Here is an 18,399-nt window from a genome sequence, read left to right on the forward strand (position 1 = left end):
TGTGGAGGATCCTCTGCACCTGCTGCTCCGTGGTGCTCATCATCTTCGTGGCTTCCTGGTGTGGGGTGTCGGTGGACGTGACCGTCATGTCCTTCTCCCTTCACAGGCCAGTGCTGTCACGAAAATTCTCCGCCGCCGCATCCGCCCTGTCGTTGATGTCCAGCGCAGACCCGTTGACACTGCACGCAGCGAATGCCAGCGCCAGGATTGTGCGCGATGTGACCTTCACAGAGGATGCCTCCCGCATCCGGACCGGGACCGCACCCCGTGCCAGGGCGGCACCTGACCACCCCCGGCACAGCGTGATCACATCGGATGGAACCGCGAGAACGACTGGGCTCTGGAGCGCCACCGCGCCAGTCTCCGGTCCACTGGGCCGGTCGCGTTCTTGTGGGCGAGGCGGGCGATCGGCTCCGAGCAGTAGCGATGGCCGGGCGTCTGGGGGGGGCGCAGGGACACCGACACCTCCTGCAGTACGTCGCCCCGGTGTCTCCTCGCTGCCTCGGCGGCGTCTACTTGTCCGAGACACCGGGAAAGCCCGCGCGCAGGTCATTCAGGATGTTGAAGAGGTTCGAGACGTGACCACTCTTGTTCCGGATGTCGTAGTTGCTGACCCAGTCACTGTGTGGTCCGGATACGTGTGCGAGAGCCTCTGAGAGCTTCTTCGGGTCGTGAGCGTCGGCGCCCTTGAGGCCGAGCGCCGCGGCGAGGTCGACCTGCTTGCCGTCGGAGATCCGGTGGACCTGGTAGGAGTTGAAGACCAACGTGATGGTCGTGGCACGGGATTTGTACCAGAGGAGTTCGTTGGCCGCCTCCGCGGGATCCTTCCCGCTGGTGTCCGCCGCCACCTGCTTCGCCAGTGCGCGGTCGAGAGTCTCCATGCCATCCGCAGTGATGAGCTTGGCGATGGCCGGCTCGAAGGTCTTGACCGCGGCGGTCCCGATAGCGGCGTGGAGGACCGGGTCGAGAATGCGGGTGGAGAGCTTTCCCCCCTCGGGAAGGATGTGTTCCAGGACCACGTCACAGAGCAGGTCGATGCCAAACTCCGCGAATCCGCCGGCTTCCTCCTCCGTCAGTTTCGCCTCCGCCTCATCTCCGGCCGCGATCCACTCTGTGAACGGTTTGAGCCAGGCGAGGTTGGCCCCGTTGTCGCGCGCCCACCGGCCGATCGTGCGGTCGTCCACTGCCTCGTTCCCTGTCAGTGGCGGCGGCATCATCATCAGATTCGACCCGGCGGCGCCCAGGAAGTCCGCCAGGGGGTGAATCATCGCGTTCATCTGGCTCTGCCCGGCGGCCGGCACGGTCTCGAACCAGCGAGCGGCCTTGTCCAGCAGTTCCTTGGTCTCCTCCGGCGTACGCAATTGGCCCGTCGCCGTCGTGAGCACCTGGAGCAGGCCGATCTGGATGCAGCAATTTCCGTACTGCGACGACTTCCAGTACGGGGGCGCGGAGTTGAACAGGTGGAGGAGCTGTTCGGCGCTGAGCGACTTCGCAAAGCGGGCTGCCGCCGTCGGGTCGGTGTTGAGATCAGTGTAGAAGGTCACCGGGTCGTCGCCGCTCGGCGGCTCCGTCGCCGGAGCCGCGACCAGCTTTTCGGTGATCTCGTTGATCACGCTCCGCGTCAGCATTCCGCTGCGCAGCGCGCTGACGACGGCCGGATCGGTTGCCCGGTTCAGGATCAGGTACTGCTTGAGTTGTTCGGTTGTGAGGGCGTTGAGGAACGCGGCACAGAACGCCGGGTTGTCGGCGTGAGCGGCCAGTCGGTCGGTGATCCACTTGGCGCCTTTGAGTCGCGGGTAGTAGTCCTTCATCTCCAACGCTGCCATGGCCCCGACTGCCGCGCCGGTCACGTCCATCACCTGCGCCGCCCGCAGGTCCTTCTCCAGCACCTTGATCGGCCGGCTGGGTGGCGCGTTGTGGGACGGCCCGCCGCCGGCCTCCTGAAAGTCCAGGCCGGTGAGCCGGACGTCGTGGTCGGTGTAGTACGCGGACGCGATCTGCTGTGGAAGATCGCGCTCGACGACTTCGGTCCTCTTGGTGACCGCCGAGATCTCAACGCTCACGTTCACCTGCCGCGTGTAGTCCTGCAGTGCGGAAATCAGCACGCTCCGCACCCAGTTCTGAAGTTCCTGCGCAGCCTGGGAGCACTGGTTGGAGTAGCTGTACAGATTTGCCGGAATCGCGGACACCTTGGGCTCGTGAGGCATATCCCGCCCCCCTCCTACCGCGGGCTCTTGCGCGGGCGAGCGCTGTTCTGTTGCAGGGCCTCGTTCGTGGCCCGGTCGACGGCGCCCTTGAGTCGGCTTATCTCATCGGCCAACTGGCGCAGGGCGCGTTGCTGATCGGTGAAATGCTTCTCGAAGGTGTCACGCCTGCAGCCCGACCAGTTGTCGCTCTTGCGGCTGCCCAGCAGTTCGGACCGACGGGAGGCCCGCAGCCGGGTGAAGGTCTCAATCTTCTCGTGCGCCTTCAACAACGCCCAACTGAGCCGATCAGCCGCGCCGAAGTCGTAGTTGGCGTGGTCGGTTGGCGCGACCATGGAATTCACCAGCCTTCTTGAGGTCGGCATACACGCTGCGCCAAGCAATCCGGAACTCGGCTCTGCGATTGCCGTCCCATTGGCTCTGGTCCCTCAACGCGCGGACCTCGATGGAAGTTGGGTGATCGATGTGGGATGGTTCGAGGTCGCGGTGGGCGATGCCACAGCGGTGATCGCGGTAGGTGCCTGCCCGATCTCGCTCGCCAGGCGTTACGCGACTGGCGCGTCCCGGCCGCGGCTTCGCCCGCCGGTTGTGGCGGGCTTCGCCGGATCTGTCTCGGACATCAGTGATCTCCTGAGCCTGGTCTGCGGGCTCTGCGCGACCGATGAGGTCTAATGCATGCCGCCGGCCCTGTCGATAGCAGTGAGGATCCTCTGCACCTGCTGCTGGAGTTCTCGCAGCGAGTTGTGCATCTTGTCCAGGTCTTTGCTGGCCTGGGGCCACACCTCACCGCGGAACTTCTGCGCCAACGGGCCGTCCCAGTGCTTGGGGTCGCTGAGGGCCCGGCCGTGGCCGTTGAGTTTCCCTATGAGCGCAGGAAACTCGTTCGTGATGAGGGCCATCATCCTCGCGACTTCCTGGTGCGCGGCATCGGTGGAAATTACCGCCATTTCCTTCTCCTCTCACAGGCCTCTGCTGTCGTGAAAAGTCTCCGCCGCCGAAGTCGCCCTGTCGTTGATGTGCAGCGCAGACCCGTTGACACTGCGCGCAGGGCTTGTCACCGCGCCACCTGCACCCCGCCCGCGATGCCGTCCGTGACGAGGTAGCCACGCCCCGGGAGGGGTGCGAGGCGGTCGTGGCGGGGCAGGGTCGTGCCGAGCAGGTCGCCGTCGAGGTCGTGGTCCGGGACGAGCAGGATGCCGCAGCGGCTGTCGCGGGCGCGCTGCGTCCAGTGGCCGTAGGTGCGGCGGAGGGCGTCGGCGCGCCCGGCGGCGACAAGGTGGTGTCCGGGCCCGGCCGCGGACAGCCAGCGGTCCAGGACCCCGAGTTCGTCCTCGACCGTGTCGGCGTCGTCGACGAGGAGGAGGGTGGGGCCCGGGTGCGGGGCGAGGACCGCTTCGAGGCCGCCGTACTCGGTGACGAGCGCGGTCAGCCCGGGCAGTTCGCGCAGCGGCGAGCGGCGAGCGGCGAACGCGACGACCGCCGGCGGGTCCGCCGCGGCGGTCACCTGGCGGGCGATCGTGCACAGGGCGGTGGAGCGGCCGGACCGCTGCGGTCCGGCGATCAGCGCGTGCTCCTGCTCGTACAGCCGCAGGGCCGTGCCGCCGAGGGTGTCCGCGTCCAGACCGACCGGGACGTACCAGGGCTCGGCGGTCGCCGCAGCCGGTGCCGCGAGGGCACCGAGGGTGATCTCGGCGGGCAGCAGGCCGACACGGGGCGCGGTGGTGGCGGCGCCGGGCCACCGGGCGGAGCAGGCGGCCACCGCGGCACCGAGGTCCTCCGCGGGCAGACCGATCTGGATCACCTGGCGCGTCGCGGCCACCAGCGCGCGCCCGGGAACATAGGCGGGGACCGCACCGCGAGGCACGTCGAAGTAGCCGTATTCGCCGCGGTCGGCCATGCCCATCAGCAGCTTCTGCTGGGTCAGTGCAGCCCACGCGGACGGCACCGCGCCGGACCGGTCCGCGGCGACGGCGAAGCGGATGCCGACGGCCGGCCCGTCCGCGTAGACCCGGGCCAGTTCGTCGATGAGGTTCATCCCGGCGATGTCCTTGTCGAAGTCCGACAGCAGCGCTCCGAGGTTGTCGATGAGCACCAGCCAGTCCGGGGCCGGCAGCACCCCGGGCGCAGCGACGCCTCGCGTCTTGCGCTCGTCGAGTTCCCGGCGCAGCAGCCGGATGAGGCGGATCTGCCGCTCGCGTTCGGCAGGCCCGATGTGGGCCCCGGTGTGCGGCAGGCTTCCCAGCGGCGCCAGGTCGCCCGCACCCATGTCGAGGGCGAAGAGGTGGCACCTCTCTGGCGGCCGGGAGCCGGCCGAGGCCAGGGCGAGGGCGGCCAGAGCGGTGGAGGTGCCCGAGCCGCCGCTGCCGTAGACCAGGATGTTCCCCGCCGCGGGATCCCAGCCGACCGCATACTGCCGCTGCCGCTCGGGGTCGTCGGCGAGAGCGTACGCGGGCAGGCCGGCGGCTTCCGTCTGCAGACCGCGTTCCGCGACGGGCGGCAGATCGGCGGTGCGTACGACGGCAGGCAGGGGGTCGGGCCAGGGCCGGCGCGGCTCGGCGAAACCGGCCAGCCCCGCCGCGTCCCGGGCGGCCGCGACCAGGCGCTGCAGGTCGGTTGCCCCGTCGGTTTCCGCCGCGCCCGGCTCGGCGGCGGGCAGGGCCAGCAGGAAGGGGCCGGCGGTCGCCGGAGCCGTGACGGCCGTCCTGGGGGTGACGCCAGTGGACAGAGCGGTCTGCACCGGCACGACTTCACGAGCGCTGAGCCGGTAGAAGGCGCGACCCCACTGCCGGCTGCCGATCGCCGCGGCGGCCGGATTGTCGATGACGTCCTGCGAGTCGCCGGTGGATTCCAGCCGGAGCGCGATGCGGAGCTTGACGTTGTTCTTGATCGCGTCGTTGACGGAGTCCGCGGGCCGCTGCGTCGCAATGATCAGGTGCACGCCCAGACTGCGGCCGCGCTGCGCGATGCCGACCAGGGCATCCACGAAGTCCGGGAGTGCCTTGATCAGCGTGGCGAACTCGTCGATGACCACGGCGAGTCGCGGCATCGGCTGTAGTTCGGTCCGCCCGGTGTCACGCAGCCGCTGGTAATCGCGTACGTGACTCAGGCCCGTCTCGCGCAGCAACCGCTCGCGGTGGTGCAGTTCGGCCTCCAGGCAGCGCAGGGCGCGTTCGCTGAGCTGCTCGTCGAGGTCGGTGACCAGGCCGACGGTGTGCGGCAGGGCGGCGCACTCGTCCAGGGCGCCGCCGCCCTTGTAGTCGATCAGCGCGAGGGTGAGGTGCTCCGGGTCCGCGTCGGCCGCCATGCTCGCGATGAGCGTGCGCAGCAGCTCGCTCTTGCCGGAACCGGTCGTCCCGGCGATGAGCGCGTGCGGTCCGTCATCGTCGAGGTCGACGGTGAACAGGTCGCGTTCGGTGACGCCCAGCGCTGCCCGGACCCGCAGCTCGGGCACCCGTTTCTGCCAGTGGGCGGCGACGACGGCGCCGTCCACGTGCTCCAGGCCCAGCAGGGGAAGCAGGGAGATCCGGTCGGGCAGTCCGGCGCCCTCGATCCGCAGTTCCGGGTCCTCGAAGCAGGCCAGCGCCCTGGCCGTCTCCCGCGCTTCGGCCGCCTGCATGCCGTCCAACAGCACCTGCTCCACCGTGACGCCCAGGGCCACGTCACGGACCTGTCCGACGCCCTCCGGCGAGGCGGTGACCACGGAAGTGCACAGTGCCGGCAGACGGGTGGTGAGCACCAGCGCCCCGCAGCGTACCGCGGTGCCCGCGATCAGGTCCCGCAGTCGGTTGGGGCGGCCTTCCAGCAAGGTGGCACCGTCCACGACCACGAGCAGCACCGGACCTGTGGCGGGCTGACCGGCCGCGGCCTGCGCGGGCGGCCCTGCGGTGAGCAGGTGCTGGGCCAGCGTGTCGGCCTGCTCCGGACCTACCGCCACCAGCCGTGCCGTCCCGGATCGTAAATCGGCTCCGTGCGGCAGCCACTTGGTCCAGTCCCATTCGGCGAGCCGATCGGCGTCGGTGAACACCGCGATCGTGACGTCCGCGGGCCCGCTGCCCACCACGGCCTGGCACAGCAGGGACCGGGCGACGGCCAGGCACGCCTTCCGGTTTCCCTCGAAGCCCACGGCCTCACCTGCCGAGACACCCACCACCACGGGCGCCTGCGGCAGCACGGACCTGCGCGCGAGCAGGGCCTCCGGTTCCGGTGCCGGCTCGGCGGAGCCCCGGTCCAACGGCAGACTCCAGGGCAGGTCAGCCGTCCCAACCACGAGCTGGAGGAAGTCGTCCGCGGCCGGACGCCGCTCCCACAGCGCGGTCCCCGGGGCGGATGCCCGGTAGAGCACCTCGGCCGGATCGGGGTGGGCCGCACGGCGGGACCGCATCTCTTCGATGTGCCTGCGCTCCACCGCCCTCTCGAACTCCGCCAGCCGGGCAGCGTATTCACGGCTCCCCCGGCGCAGCGCGGACCTGCCGCGCAGGCGTTCCTCGGCGAAGTTGGCCAGGAACATCAGCGGGGTGAGCGCCGCGATGGCCGCGTAGCGCGGGTCGCCGGTCAGCATGACGGTCGCGGCGGCCATGGCCAGCGGGCCGAGCAGGGCTGCGACGCTGAAGGGTGCCTTGTGCGTGCGAGCCGGCGGCGTGGGGACGGCAATCCGTGCTGTGTCAGCCGGACGCCCGCCCCGCGGCGGGCGGTTGAACGGCAGCGTCCCGCCGGGCCCGGCCTCGCGGACGGCGTTGATCCGCTGCACCGGGCCGAGCCGGCCGGCGGGCAGGACACGCAGAAGCAGTTCACCGCCGAGCGACACGACGTCGTCGGCATGGACGGGGACCACCTCGCGAATCCTGGCGCCGTCGACGTCCGTACCGTTCGCCGAGCCGAGGTCGGTGACGGTGACCTGGCCGTCGGGCAGGACGTCGAATGCGGCGTGGAGCCGTGAGACGCCCGTGGCCGCAACGCGGACGTCCGCTTCCGCTCCACGCCCGACGACCGTGCGGCCCACCGCCAGCGGAACGCTACGGCCCGCCTCCAGACCCCCCACCAGCCGTAGGACGGCCGTCGGCTTCCGTGGTCCACCGGGTCCACCGGGTCCACCGGGTCCACCGGCCACACGCCCGCGGGCACCGGCCACCCGCGAACCGTGTACGAGGCCGGACTCGTTCACGACTGTCTCGGGGGGCATCACCCGGCCGTCGACAGCAAGCACCTGGCCTGACATGCCCACGGCCGCACCCAGATCGGCGAGGGTGGCGTCCGGTCGGCCGAAACGCACCTCCACGTCCCACTCGCGTCCACCGTCGACACAGACGATCCGCACCGCGCGCCGCCTCCTCATCGGTCCAGAAGGAGGCGTCCAGTCTTCCGCGGCTCGCTAGGGAGGGCATCGACATCGCGTGCAAACCGATTGACCGAGCACGCAACAACAACGCAGCGGCGGGGTGGGACTTCTGCGGTCCCGAGCCAGGCGGTAACCGGTCCTCGATCGGTTGCTCATACAACAGCAACGGCTTTGCGTCCTGTGCCGATGACGCCTCTGCCGATGGGCTGGACGATTTTCAGCAACCGAAGTCGTCCACGGCGGTCGGCATCAGACGGCTACGCCAGCACCCGCAAGGCCACCTGCGCGTCGGCCGTCTCCTCCGGCGGCGGCGTGGTGGGAGCCGGTGAGCAGCACCATCGCTTCGTCGTCCATCGAGGCCACCGTCGCTGGGCCACCAGTACCCCGTCAGCTCCGAAGACCACTCCCACCCAGGCCATACCACGCTATGGTTGATGTATGGCAACCAAGAAGGTGACTATCACTCTCGACGAATCCCTGGTTGAAGCCCTGGCCGGAGCCGCGGAGGAGGAAGGCATCCCGCTCTCCCGACTCGTTGCCGGCGCAGCTGAGCGGGAGCTGCGGCTGCGGGCAGGCCGGGCCGTCATCCAGGAGTGGCAGGCGGAGCACGGCGCCTTTACCCCGGAGGAGCTCGCCGCCGCCCGCGCGGAGTTGGCTGCCGCCGACGCCGAGCACCTCAGCCGTTCGGGAGCCTCGGCCGCGTGAACATCCCCTACCTGTACGACGCCGGGGTACTCATCGCCATCGACAACGACGACCGGCGCATGTGGGCCCGCCACAGCCTGGCACTGGAGGACGGCCGGGACATCCACGTCCCGTCCGTCGTCGTCAGCCAGGCATGGCGGGACTCCCGCCGCCAGGTCAGACTCGGCAAGTTCCTCGCCGGGTGCCACGTCGTACCCGCCGGCCTCGAAACCGCCAAAGCCGCAGGCATTCTCTGCGGCAAGGCCGGCACCTCCGACATCGTCGACGCCACCGTCGTGACCATGGCAGCCAGTCTCGGCGCCATCATCTGGACCTCGGACCCGGACGACATCCGCGCCCTCATCGACGCCCAGGACATCAAGCCCGCCCCTGCCATCCGTACCGTCTGACCACCGATCACCTCCGACGTCCGATCGCGCGGGCCGGCGCGCAGCGGCGGGCGGCCGCTCTTCCCGAACAAGCGAAGGGCTCACCCTCGAAGGTGAGCCCTTTCTCAAGCTCTCGCTTTCCAGAACGGAGAGCGGTTCACGGACTCAGACGTTGAAGCGGAACTCCACCACGTCCCCGTCCTGCATCACGTAGTCCTTGCCCTCCATGCGGGCCTTGCCCTTGGCGCGGGCCTCGGCCACCGAGCCGGTTTCGACCAGATCGGCGAAGGAGATGACCTCGGCCTTGATGAAGCCCTTCTGGAAGTCGGTGTGGATCACGCCGGCCGCCTCGGGGGCCGTGGCGCCCTTCTTGATGGTCCAGGCGCGGGATTCCTTGGGGCCGGCCGTGAGGTAGGTCTGCAGGCCGAGGGTGTCGAAGCCGACGCGGGCGAGGGTGGCGAGGCCGGGCTCCTCGGCGCCGACCGACTCCAGGAGCTCCAGGGCGTCCTCCTCGTCGAGCTCGGCGAGGTCCTGCTCCAGCTTGGCGTTGAGGAAGATCGCCTCGGCGGGGGCGACCAGGGCGCGCTGCTCGGTCTTGAAGTCCTCGTCGAGCAGCTCGTCCTCGTCGACGTTGAAGACGTAGAGGAACGGCTTGGTGGTGAGGAGGTGCAGGTCGTGCAGGAGCTCGTTGCGCTCGGTGCCCTGGACGATGCCGTGGGCGAAGAGCGTGTCGCCCTTCTCCAGGATCTCCTTGGCCTCCTCGACGGCCTTGGCCTTGGGGGCCACGTCCTTCTTGATGCGCGACTCCTTCTGGAGGCGCGGGAGGACCTTCTCGATCGTCTGGAGGTCGGCGAGGATCAGCTCGGTGTTGATCGTCTCGATGTCGTCCTTCGGCGAGACCTTGCCGTCGACGTGCACGACGTTCTCGTCCTTGAAGGCACGGATCACCTGGCAGATCGCGTCGGACTCCCGGATGTTCGCGAGGAACTTGTTGCCCAGGCCCTCCCCCTCCGAGGCGCCGCGCACGATACCGGCGATGTCGACGAAGTCGACCGTCGCGGGGAGGATGCGCTCCGACTTGAAGATCGACGCCAGCTTGGCCAGACGGGCGTCGGGGACGCCGACGACACCCACGTTGGGCTCGATCGTGGCGAACGGGTAGTTGGCCGCCAGCACGTCGTTCTTGGTCAGGGCGTTGAACAGGGTCGACTTGCCGACATTGGGCAGGCCGACGATTCCGATCGTGAGCGACACGTTGCGACTTCCCGTAGTGAGAGGGTGAGTGGGCCAGGGGCTGCCAGTGCCGGCGGGCCGGCCGATCCACCAGTTTACGGGGTTCGGGCCCCCTGGCCGGCGGCCGCGTCGAACACCTGGCCAAGCTCTCCTCTTCGGCTTGGTTTCGGCGTGTCTGGGCCGCGATTGGGCACATTAACCGACCTAAGTTGGTCCGGTGGAGCATCACAGGACCCGACCCCGACAACCCGGACCGCGCCGAGGCGCCCCCCGCGCGCCGCTGCCGCCGCAGGCGAGACGGCGGCCGGGGACGCCCGGGCGCCGGCCCGCTCCGGGAAGGTCGCGTCCGGCACCGGTGGCGGGGCCCGCGCGGCTGCCGGGTCCACGGCTCACGGGGCTCGGCTGCGGCCTCTTCTGCATGGCCGCGATGTTCCTGCTCGGCTTCCTGGACGACCTGCTTCTCGGGGCGTCCCTGACCGTGTACGGCGTGCTGTTCCTGCCCGTGTCCGCGCTGACCGCGCTGTGGGTGCGCGGGGGCGATCTGCTGACCGCACCCGTCGTCGTCCCGATCGCCTTCGCCGTCGGCCTGCTGGCCGTCGCCGACGGCGGCGGCGGTTTCCTGGGCGGCGTGATGGGCCTGGTGACAGCCCTGTCCACGCAGGCCGGCTGGCTCTACGGCGGGACGCTGATCGCCGGGGTGATCGTCATCGTCCGCCGGATCCGGCTGATCCGGCGCCGCCGCAGAGCCTGACCCCGGCGCGCGTGCCGTGCCCGCCCGCGCGCCGTGGTGGCGCCCACTTGCCGTGGTGGCGCCTACTTGCCGTGGCGGCGCCTACTTGGCGTGGTGCGCCGCGCGCATCGCCGCGCCCACGATCCCCGCGTTGTTCTGCAGCTGGGCCGGGACGATCTCGGCCTTGATGCCCTCGATGTACGGCAGGAACTTGTCGGCCTTGCGGCTCACCCCGCCGCCGATGATGAACAGGCTCGGGGTGAAGAGCATCTCGACGTGCGCCAGGTACTTGTTGACCCGGTGCGCCCAGTGCTCCCAGCTCAGGCCCTCGTCCTCCTTGGCCTTGCTGGACGCCTTCTTCTCCGCGTCGTGGCCCTCCAGCTCCAGGTGGCCCAGCTCGGTGTTGGGGACCAGCTCGCCGTCGACGAACAGGGCACTGCCGATGCCGGTGCCGAAGGTGAGCAGGAGGACCACGCCCTTGCGGTCCCGGCCGGCGCCGAACTCCATCTCGGCCACACCGGCCGCGTCCGCGTCGTTGACCACGGTCACCGGGAGTCCGCCGAGCCGCTCGCTGAACAGCGTGCGCGCGTCGGTGTCGATCCAGCTCTTGTCGACGTTCGCCGCCGTGCGGATGTGAGTGCCGTCGGTGATCACACCGGGGAAGGTGAGCCCGACCGGGCCGCTCCAGCCGAAGTGGTCGACCACCTGCTTGACCCCGTCGGCGACGCTGTCGGGCGTCGCCGGGTGCGGGGTGAGCACCTTGCACCGCTCCTGGGCCAGGTCGCCCTTGTCCAGGTCCACGGGAGCGCCCTTGATCCCGGAACCACCGATGTCCACGCCGAAGATCTGCATGGCTACACGTTACGTCGTACGACTGACAGTCACGACGTCGGAGGACCGTACGGACGGTCCTTACGCCCCGGCGCCGGTGCCGCCGCGTTCGGCGACCAGGGTGGCCGCCTCTTCGCGCAGGTCACGGCGGAGTTCCTTGGGGAGTGAGAAGGTGATGGACTCCTCGGCCGCCTTGACGATCTCGACGTCGCCGTAGCCGCGCTCGGCGAGCCAGTCCAGGACCTGCTCGACCAGTACCTCGGGTACGGAGGCACCGGAGGTGACGCCGACGGTCGTCACGCCGTCCAGCCAGGCCGCGTCGATCTCGCTGGCGAAGTCGACCAGGTGGGCGGCGCGGGAGCCGGCCAGCTTGGCGACCTCGACGAGCCGCTTGGAGTTGGAGGAGTTGCGGGAGCCGACCACGATGACCAGTTCGGCCTCGGCGCCCATCTGCTTGACCGCGAGCTGGCGGTTCTGCGTGGCGTAGCAGATGTCGTCGCTCGGCGGGGAGATCAGCTGCGGGAACTTCTCCTTCAGGGCGTCGACGGTCTCCATCGTCTCGTCGACGGAGAGGGTGGTCTGGGAGAGCCAGACGACCTTGGACTCGTCGCGGACCTCGACCTTGGCGACGTCGGCCGGGCCGTCGACCAGCTGGATGTGGTCGGGGGCCTCGCCGGAGGTGCCGATGACCTCCTCGTGGCCCTCGTGGCCGATCAGCAGGATGTCGTAGTCCTCGCCTGCGAAGCGGACGGCTTCCTTGTGGACCTTGGTGACCAGCGGGCAGGTCGCGTCGATGGTGGCGAGGCGGCCGCGCTCGGCCTCCTCGTGGACGACGGGGGCGACGCCGTGCGCGGAGAACATCACGATGTTCCCCGGCGGGACCTCCTCGGTCCGCTCGACGAAGATCGCGCCCTTCTTCTCCAGGGTCTGCACGACGTACTTGTTGTGCACGATCTCGTGCCGGACGTAGATCGGGGCCCCGTACTGCTCCAGGGCCTTCTCGACGGCGATCACGGCGCGGTCCACACCCGCGCAGTAGCCACGGGGGGCGGCGAGCAGGACACGGCGGCCAGGCGAAGCAGTCATGGCACCCATCGTAAGGCCGCGTTCGGGGGGTCGAAGATCGCGTCCGGGTGACGATCCCGCGGAAATCGGCGGAAGACCGGGGGTGTGCCGGGCATACGGCCGCGGGAGGCACTGGCGTCCGAGACCGGCACGGCGACGGCACCCCCGCCCGGGGCGGACGAACGGAGGGGGGTCCTGTCGGTGCGCGCCGTTACTCTCGGCGCATGGCTTTGAACACGTCTGCCGAAGCTCCCGTTCCCGTCGGTGAGATCTCCCGGCTGATCGGTGGGTGGATCGATCGGCTCGGGGCCGTCTGGGTCGAGGGGCAGATCACGCAGCTCTCGCGGCGGCCGGGGGCGGGCGTCGTGTTTCTGACGTTGCGGGATCCGTCGCACGACATCTCGATCGGCGTCACCTGTTACCGGCAGGTGTTCGACGCGGTGGCCGACGTGGTCGGCGAGGGGGCCCGGGTCGTCGTGCACGCGAAGCCCGAGTGGTACGCGCCGCGTGGGCAGTTGTCCCTGCGGGCCGCCGAGATAAGGCCGGTCGGGGTCGGGGAGCTGCTGGCGCGGCTGGAGATGCTGAAGAAGGCGCTGGCCGCGGAGGGGCTGTTCGCCGCCGAGCGGAAGAAGCCGTTGCCGTTTCTGCCGCAGTTGATCGGGCTGGTGTGCGGGCGGGCCTCGGCCGCCGAGCGGGACGTGCTGGAGAACGCCCGGCACCGGTGGCCGGCGGTGCGGTTCGAGGTGCGGAACGTGCCGGTGCAGGGCGTGCACGCGGTGCCGCAGGTCGTGCAGGCCGTGAAGGAGCTCGACGCGCTCGACGAGGTGGATGTGATCATCGTCGCGCGCGGCGGCGGCAGCGTGGAGGATCTGCTGCCGTTCTCCGACGAGCAGCTGGTGCGGACGGTCGCCGGGTGCCGTACGCCCGTGGTGTCCGCCATCGGGCACGAGCCCGACAACCCGCTGCTCGACTACGTCGCCGACCTGCGGGCCTCCACCCCCACCGACGCGGCCAAGCGGGTCGTCCCGGATGTCGGGGAGGAGCTGGAGCGGGTGCGGATGCTGCGGGACCGGGGCCGGCGCAGCGTCGACGCGCTGGTGGCGCGGGAGGAGCGGGGGCTGGCGCATGCGCTCGCGCGGCCGGCCATGGAGGATCCGCACCGGATGGTCGACGAACGCGCCGATCACGTCGCCTCGCTGGTCGACCGTTCGCGGCGCACCGTCGGGCATCTGCTCGACCGCGCCGACTCCGAGCTGACGCACACGCACGCGCGCGTGGTGGCCCTCTCCCCCGCCGCCACGCTGAAGCGCGGTTACGCCGTGCTGCAGAAGGACGGCGGTCATGTGGTGCGGGATCCGGGGGATGTGGCGCCGGGCGAGGCGCTGCGGGCGCGGGTCGCCGAGGGCGAGTTCACGGTGCGGGTCGACGGCTGACGCCGTGTCGTACGAGTCGATGAGAAAGGTCAGTGCATGAGCAGCAAGACGGAAGAGGCCGCCCTCTCGTACGAGCAGGCGCGGGACGAGCTGATCGAGACCGTGCGGCGGCTGGAGGCCGGCGGGACGAGCCTTGAGCAGTCCCTCGCGCTCTGGGAGCGGGGCGAGGAGCTGGCCAGGGTGTGCCGGCAGTGGCTGGAGGGGGCGCGGGCCCGGCTGGACGCGGCGCTGGCCGAGGAGGAAGCGGCCGGAGAGGCCGAAGAGGAGGACTGAGCGGGGCGGCCGGTGTGAGGCGGATCACCACGGTCCGGTTTTTGTTGAAGCTTGAATCTTCCCTCGCGTATGGTCGTGCCGTCAGCCTATCCGGACCGCGGTCCGGATACGAACCGGGACGCGACCTCTAGGAAGTTCAACCATGTCTCTCGTTCTCGACCCCAACGCACAGGACCTGCTGTTCCGCGAGGCCCGCACCGCCAACACCTTCACCGACGAGCCGGTGTCCGACGAGCAGGTACAGGCGATCTACGACCTGGTCAAGTACGGCCCGACCTCCATGAACCAGTCGCCGCTGCGCGTGGTCCTGGTCCGCTCCCCCGAGGCCCGTGAGCGCCTGGTGCAGCACATGGCCGAGGGCAACCAGAAGAAGACCGCCGGCGCCCCGCTGGTCGCGATCCTCGCCGCGGACAACGAGTTCCACGAGGAGCTGCCGCAGCTCTTCCCGCACTTCCCGCAGGCCAAGGACGCCGTCTTCGGCGACCGCGCGGTGCGTGAGGGCAGCGCGGCCCTGAACGCCGCCCTCCAGGCCGCCTACTTCATCATCGGCGTCCGCGCCGCCGGTCTCGCCGCCGGCCCGATGGGCGGTTACGACGCCGCGGGCATCCAGAAGGAGTTCCTGGACGACGACCACACCCCGCTGATGGTCGTCAACATCGGCAAGCCGGGCGAGGACGCCTGGTTCCCGCGCTCCCCGCGCCTGTCCTACGACGACGTCGTCACGACCGTCTGAGGCACGCCGCAGATGCGCGAGAGGCCCCCGGCAACGGGGCGGATTCCAGGGGTCGTTGCAACACAGGTGATCAACTGGCTGTGGCCAGGAGCTTAGCGAGGCGCTCGGCTGGGGTTTCCCAGCCGAGCGTTTTGCGTGGGCGGCTGTTGAGTTCGGCGGCGACGGCCGCCAGGTCCTGGGGAGTGTGGGCGGCCGAACTGGGGTGTTGCAACGACCACTAGAACTCAAGACGGCGCCGGGGGCCTCTCCTGCTCGCGCGTCGCGACGCCCGCGTCAGGACATCTTCAGCGCCGCCGCCATCTTCGTCAGCTGGGTGAAGGAGGCCGTGCCGGCCACCACCGTGGTCGAGCCGGAGGTGCCGTCCAGCACCAGCGCGTCGTAGCGGCCGCCGGTGTAGTGCGTCCAGGTGCGGTCGCCGATCTTCTCGGTCGTCTTCGTGGCCGACGCGCCCTGACTGGCGTCGGTGATGAAGTCGGCGCGCTTCTGAGTCGACTGCTCGACCTGGACGTACTGACCGTCGGGGGTCTGGTAGCCGAGGTGCCAGCGATCCCCGTCCTCGCCCTGGAAACGGACCGAGGTGGCCTTCCAGGCGCCGGACAGGCCCTCGGGCGCGGCCACCGGATAGGTCGCGGCGCGCCGTGCCGTCAGCAACTCGACCCGGTAGTCGACCCTCGGAAGGTCGGGAGCGTGATCGTCGTGCGGGACGAGCAGGTAGATGAAGCCCGCCGCGAGGCCGATCAGGGCCAGGGAGAGGATCATGTCCCGGACCGTCTTCTGCTTGCCGTTCGTGCCTGCCACGCCCCCTATCGTCGCAGGTGCCCGCTGCGCTCATCCGTGGGGTCCCCTGCTCATTTTGTCAGCCTGGCGATAGAGTCGACGGGAAAACCCTCATCCGGCCGTCGTCGTATCAGAAAGGTGCGCTCCGATGACCGAGAATCATCATCACCTGCCGTCCGAACTCGATGTCCCCTCCGAGGCCCCCGACCGCAACCTCGCCCTGGAGCTCGTCCGGGTGACCGAGGCCGCGGCGATGGCCGCGGGACGCTGGGTGGGCCGCGGCGACAAGAACGGCGCCGACGGCGCCGCGGTCCGCGCGATGCGGACCCTCGTCTCCACCGTGTCGATGAACGGCGTGGTCGTCATCGGCGAGGGCGAGAAGGACGAGGCCCCGATGCTCTTCAACGGAGAGCGCATCGGTGACGGCACCGGGCCCGAGGTCGACATCGCCGTCGACCCGATCGACGGGACGACGCTGACCGCGAAGGGCATGCCCAACGCGATCTCCGTGCTGGCCGCGGCCGAGCGCGGGGCCATGTTCGACCCGTCCGCCGTCTTCTACATGGACAAGCTGGTCACGGGCCCGGAAGCGGCGGACTTCGTCGACATCAACGCGCCCGTCTCCGTCAACATCCGGCGGGTCGCCAAGGCGAAGCGGGCCACGCCGGAGGACGTGACCGTCGTCATCCTCGACCGGCCGCGGCACGAAGGGATCATCAAGGAGATCCGGGAGGCCGGCGCGCGCATCAAGCTGATCTCCGACGGTGACGTCGCCGGGTCGATCTACGCGCTGCGCGAGGGCACGGGCGTCGACATGCTGCTCGGCATCGGCGGCACGCCCGAGGGCATCATCTCGGCGTGCGCGGTCAAGTGCCTGGGCGGAACCATCCAGGGCAAGCTGTGGCCCAAGGACGACGCGGAGCGGCAGCGGGCCATCGACGCCGGGCACGACCTGGACCGGGTCCTGACGACGGAGGACCTGGTGACCGGGGAGAACGTGTTCTTCGTCGCCACCGGCATCACCGACGGGGAGCTGCTGCGGGGCGTGCGGTATCGGTCGGAGACCGCGCTGACCGAGTCGATCGTGATGCGGTCGAAGTCGGGGACGGTGCGGCGGATCGACTCCGAGCACCGGCTGCGCAAGCTGCGGGCCTACAGCTCGGTCGATTTCGACAAGGCGAAGTAGCGCCCACGGAGAGGGGGCTGCCGACCGTGCGCGGCCACAGGTGCGCTGTGGCCGGTCGCGCTCACGCGGCGGCAGCCGCACATCGGCACGGCCCCGCGCCCCTTGCGGGGCACTGGCAAAAGGCGCCCTCGGTGCGGAGAGGGCGCCTTTTTGTCAGCCTGCCTGCGCTATCCGGTTTGCCGCCGCCGCCCTCGCCGCCTTCTTCAGTTCCATGTCGCGGCGCCTGCGGCGGGCCAGGACCACGCGGCGTTCGGCGGCGGTGAGGCCGCCCCAGACGCCGTAGGGCTCGGGCTGGAGCAGCGCGTGTTCGCGGCACTCGACCATCACCGGACAGCGGGCACAGACCCGCTTGGCCGCCTCCTCCCGGGACAGCCGGGCGGCGGTGGGTTCCTTGGAGGGTGCGAAGAACAGGCCTGCCTCGTCGCGCCGGCACACCGCCTCGGTGTGCCAGGGGGCGTCTTGGTCCCTGTCCCGCACTGGCACCCGCTGGGCCGGAACGGCAGCGACCTGCAGGGACGAATGCGGCGGTTGCAGCACGGGTCTACTCCTGACGACGGCTTCGCGAGCGAGAGACGATGCAGCAAGGCCTACCCGCTGTGCGCGGGCCTATGCACAGCGTCCTCAACAGCCGTACTCCGGCGGCTTGTTCACGACCCCTGGGGCCGCCGGGCCGGGAGTGATTCGCGACCGTCAACGGTCCAGGTGTTTGCGCAACTTCCTGTCGACCTTGTCCTGAACCCGGTCCAGGATGTCCTCGATGAGCTTTCCGCGCTTCGGCCGCGCCTCCACGTTGCCGAGGACGGCCCAGCCGTCGACGTAGACGACCGGCGCGTCGGAGTCGACCGAATCCAGCGTGTCCGCCTCGAAGTTGCCCAGCACACCGCCGCCGGTGCCGCGCAGCGACACGTTCTCCGGGACGCGGATCTGGACGTCACCGAAGACCGAGACCGCCTTGATGACGACCTGCTGGTACTCGAAGATCGCCTCGGTGAGGTCGAGCTCGATGGAGCCGAAGACGGCGTAGGCGTGCAGCCGGCGGCCCGCCCGCCAGCGGCCCCGGCGGCGGGCGCTGCTGAAGACCGCCACCACGTTGCTGTCCGCCTCGACCGGGATCGCGCCGGGCGTCGGCCGGGGCGGCACCGGCGTGTAGCCCGGGGCGGCCGGGCCGGCGTGGGCCGCGGGCAGGTCCCGTATGAAGATCTCCAGCTCACCCACCGTCTTGGCGTTCAGCACCCCCTCCACGCGCTCGGCGTGCTCGTCGGCGGTCAGGCGCCCCTCGGCGAGGGCCTCCCGCAGGATGTCGGCGACGCGGTCACGGTCGGCGTCCGAGGCGCGCAGCTCGGCGACCGGTGCTCCGGCGGGCTCACGAGGGGGCTGCTTCTGAAGGTCCACGGCAGCAGGGTACCGAAACGCGATAGATCGCGACTACCCCTCATCGCCACCTGTGGAAAACCCGTACGGTCCCCGAACTGAGCCTTACCTCACAGGCTCCCCGTCAGTGGCAGGTTCTACGCTGGATGCGCCCG

General features: G+C 70.1%; 18 protein-coding genes and 1 pseudogene. 8 read left to right on the forward strand and 11 right to left on the reverse strand.

Annotation, left to right across the window (positions count from 1 at the left end; genetic code table 11):
* Positions 1-512 precede the first annotated feature (512 nt).
* Together SSP29_RS04070 and SSP29_RS04075 are read right to left on the reverse strand one after the other, a co-directional pair.
* The gene (locus SSP29_RS04070; RefSeq protein WP_089099054.1) at positions 513-2,207 is read right to left on the reverse strand and encodes a hypothetical protein; all 1,695 of its coding nucleotides are present in this window, start codon (positions 2,205-2,207) and stop codon (positions 513-515) included.
* 14 nt (positions 2,208-2,221) lie between these two features.
* Positions 2,222-2,548 (reverse strand): hypothetical protein, encoded by a 327-nt coding sequence (locus SSP29_RS04075; RefSeq protein WP_145968846.1) that lies wholly within the window; start codon positions 2,546-2,548, stop codon positions 2,222-2,224.
* On the opposite strand from SSP29_RS04075, the gene SSP29_RS52440 reads away from it, so the two are divergent.
* Positions 2,538-2,876 carry a hypothetical protein gene (locus SSP29_RS52440; RefSeq protein WP_145968847.1) on the forward strand — a complete coding sequence of 113 codons (339 nt, stop codon included), beginning with the start codon at positions 2,538-2,540 and terminating at the stop codon, positions 2,874-2,876. The two genes, SSP29_RS04075 and SSP29_RS52440, sit on opposite strands and share 11 nt — an antisense overlap.
* On the opposite strand, the gene SSP29_RS04085 is transcribed toward SSP29_RS52440, so the two are convergent.
* Positions 2,873-3,151: a pyrophosphorylase gene (locus SSP29_RS04085; protein ID WP_089099057.1), complete on the reverse strand. Its 279-nt coding sequence runs from the start codon at positions 3,149-3,151 to the stop codon at positions 2,873-2,875. The genes SSP29_RS52440 and SSP29_RS04085 overlap by 4 nt on opposite strands.
* A gap of 107 nt (positions 3,152-3,258) precedes the next feature.
* Positions 3,259-7,242 carry a type VII secretion EssC family protein gene (locus SSP29_RS04090; RefSeq protein WP_245883007.1) on the reverse strand — a complete coding sequence of 1,328 codons (3,984 nt, stop codon included), beginning with the start codon at positions 7,240-7,242 and terminating at the stop codon, positions 3,259-3,261.
* Positions 7,243-7,977: 735 nt separating this feature from the next.
* Between SSP29_RS04090 and SSP29_RS04095 the strand changes: the two genes are divergently transcribed.
* Together SSP29_RS04095 and SSP29_RS04100 are read left to right on the forward strand one after the other, a co-directional pair.
* Positions 7,978-8,244, forward strand: coding sequence for a hypothetical protein (locus tag SSP29_RS04095; RefSeq protein WP_089099059.1), 267 nt, complete (start codon positions 7,978-7,980; stop codon positions 8,242-8,244).
* Positions 8,241-8,633 carry a PIN domain-containing protein gene (locus SSP29_RS04100; protein WP_089099060.1) on the forward strand — a complete coding sequence of 131 codons (393 nt, stop codon included), beginning with the start codon at positions 8,241-8,243 and terminating at the stop codon, positions 8,631-8,633. Before SSP29_RS04095 ends, SSP29_RS04100 begins: the two co-directional genes overlap by 4 nt.
* A 144-nt stretch (positions 8,634-8,777) precedes the next feature.
* On the opposite strand, the gene ychF is transcribed toward SSP29_RS04100, so the two are convergent.
* Positions 8,778-9,866 (reverse strand): redox-regulated ATPase YchF, encoded by a 1,089-nt coding sequence (gene ychF / locus SSP29_RS04105; RefSeq protein ID WP_089099061.1) that lies wholly within the window; start codon positions 9,864-9,866, stop codon positions 8,778-8,780.
* 196 nt (positions 9,867-10,062) lie between these two features.
* Between ychF and SSP29_RS04110 the strand changes: the two genes are divergently transcribed.
* A complete protein-coding gene (locus tag SSP29_RS04110) occupies positions 10,063-10,596 on the forward strand; it encodes a DUF6542 domain-containing protein (protein WP_174855918.1) in 534 nt (177 codons plus the stop codon).
* Between the two features lie 81 nt (positions 10,597-10,677).
* On the opposite strand, the gene ppgK is transcribed toward SSP29_RS04110, so the two are convergent.
* Together ppgK and SSP29_RS04120 are read right to left on the reverse strand one after the other, a co-directional pair.
* Positions 10,678-11,427 carry a polyphosphate--glucose phosphotransferase gene (gene ppgK, locus SSP29_RS04115; RefSeq protein ID WP_089099063.1) on the reverse strand — a complete coding sequence of 250 codons (750 nt, stop codon included), beginning with the start codon at positions 11,425-11,427 and terminating at the stop codon, positions 10,678-10,680.
* Between the two features lie 60 nt (positions 11,428-11,487).
* Positions 11,488-12,501 (reverse strand): 4-hydroxy-3-methylbut-2-enyl diphosphate reductase, encoded by a 1,014-nt coding sequence (locus SSP29_RS04120; RefSeq protein WP_089099064.1) that lies wholly within the window; start codon positions 12,499-12,501, stop codon positions 11,488-11,490.
* A gap of 194 nt (positions 12,502-12,695) precedes the next feature.
* On the opposite strand from SSP29_RS04120, the gene xseA reads away from it, so the two are divergent.
* The 3 genes from xseA to SSP29_RS04135 all read left to right on the forward strand — a co-directional run bounded on the left by xseA (position 12,696) and on the right by SSP29_RS04135 (position 14,910).
* Positions 12,696-13,904 carry an exodeoxyribonuclease VII large subunit gene (gene xseA / locus SSP29_RS04125; RefSeq protein WP_089099065.1) on the forward strand — a complete coding sequence of 403 codons (1,209 nt, stop codon included), beginning with the start codon at positions 12,696-12,698 and terminating at the stop codon, positions 13,902-13,904.
* 36 nt (positions 13,905-13,940) lie between these two features.
* A complete protein-coding gene (locus tag SSP29_RS04130; protein WP_089099066.1) occupies positions 13,941-14,177 on the forward strand; it encodes an exodeoxyribonuclease VII small subunit in 237 nt (78 codons plus the stop codon).
* Positions 14,178-14,319: 142 nt separating this feature from the next.
* On the forward strand, positions 14,320-14,910 hold the full coding sequence (locus SSP29_RS04135; protein WP_089099067.1) for a malonic semialdehyde reductase: 591 nt from the start codon (positions 14,320-14,322) through the stop codon (positions 14,908-14,910).
* A gap of 70 nt (positions 14,911-14,980) precedes the next feature.
* On the opposite strand, the pseudogene SSP29_RS61510 reads toward SSP29_RS04135, so the two are convergent.
* Both SSP29_RS61510 and SSP29_RS04140 read right to left on the reverse strand, forming a co-directional pair.
* Positions 14,981-15,103, reverse strand: a pseudogene (locus tag SSP29_RS61510) (IS30 family transposase); the annotation flags it as partial.
* Between the two features lie 80 nt (positions 15,104-15,183).
* Positions 15,184-15,708: a DUF4245 domain-containing protein gene (locus SSP29_RS04140; RefSeq protein WP_089099068.1), complete on the reverse strand. Its 525-nt coding sequence runs from the start codon at positions 15,706-15,708 to the stop codon at positions 15,184-15,186.
* Between the two features lie 127 nt (positions 15,709-15,835).
* Between SSP29_RS04140 and glpX the strand changes: the two genes are divergently transcribed.
* A complete protein-coding gene (gene glpX / locus SSP29_RS04145; protein WP_089099069.1) occupies positions 15,836-16,873 on the forward strand; it encodes a class II fructose-bisphosphatase in 1,038 nt (345 codons plus the stop codon).
* A gap of 153 nt (positions 16,874-17,026) precedes the next feature.
* On the opposite strand, the gene SSP29_RS04150 is transcribed toward glpX, so the two are convergent.
* Complete coding sequence (locus SSP29_RS04150) at positions 17,027-17,410, reverse strand: WhiB family transcriptional regulator (protein WP_089099070.1); 384 nt, start codon at positions 17,408-17,410, stop codon at positions 17,027-17,029.
* Positions 17,411-17,563: 153 nt separating this feature from the next.
* A complete protein-coding gene (locus SSP29_RS04155) occupies positions 17,564-18,265 on the reverse strand; it encodes a DUF1707 SHOCT-like domain-containing protein (protein WP_089099071.1) in 702 nt (233 codons plus the stop codon).
* Between the last annotated feature and the right edge of the window lie 134 nt (positions 18,266-18,399).

Source organism: Streptomyces hyaluromycini (genome assembly GCF_002217755.1).
GTDB classification, from domain to species: Bacteria; Actinomycetota; Actinomycetes; order Streptomycetales; family Streptomycetaceae; genus Streptomyces; species Streptomyces hyaluromycini.

Coding starts and splice junctions, on each gene's coding strand:
- SSP29_RS04070 (WP_089099054.1), bottom strand. CDS start 2,207: ATGCCTCACGAGCCCAAGGTGTCCGCGATTCCGGCAAATCTGTACAGC.
- SSP29_RS52440 (WP_145968847.1), top strand. CDS start 2,538: ATGGAATTCACCAGCCTTCTTGAGGTCGGCATACACGCTGCGCCAAGC.
- SSP29_RS04085 (WP_089099057.1), bottom strand. CDS start 3,151: ATGGCGGTAATTTCCACCGATGCCGCGCACCAGGAAGTCGCGAGGATG.
- SSP29_RS04095 (WP_089099059.1), top strand. CDS start 7,978: ATGGCAACCAAGAAGGTGACTATCACTCTCGACGAATCCCTGGTTGAA.
- ppgK (WP_089099063.1), bottom strand. CDS start 11,427: ATGCAGATCTTCGGCGTGGACATCGGTGGTTCCGGGATCAAGGGCGCT.
- SSP29_RS04120 (WP_089099064.1), bottom strand. CDS start 12,501: ATGGGTGCCATGACTGCTTCGCCTGGCCGCCGTGTCCTGCTCGCCGCC.
- xseA (WP_089099065.1), top strand. CDS start 12,696: ATGGCTTTGAACACGTCTGCCGAAGCTCCCGTTCCCGTCGGTGAGATC.
- SSP29_RS04130 (WP_089099066.1), top strand. CDS start 13,941: ATGAGCAGCAAGACGGAAGAGGCCGCCCTCTCGTACGAGCAGGCGCGG.
- SSP29_RS04135 (WP_089099067.1), top strand. CDS start 14,320: ATGTCTCTCGTTCTCGACCCCAACGCACAGGACCTGCTGTTCCGCGAG.
- glpX (WP_089099069.1), top strand. CDS start 15,836: ATGACCGAGAATCATCATCACCTGCCGTCCGAACTCGATGTCCCCTCC.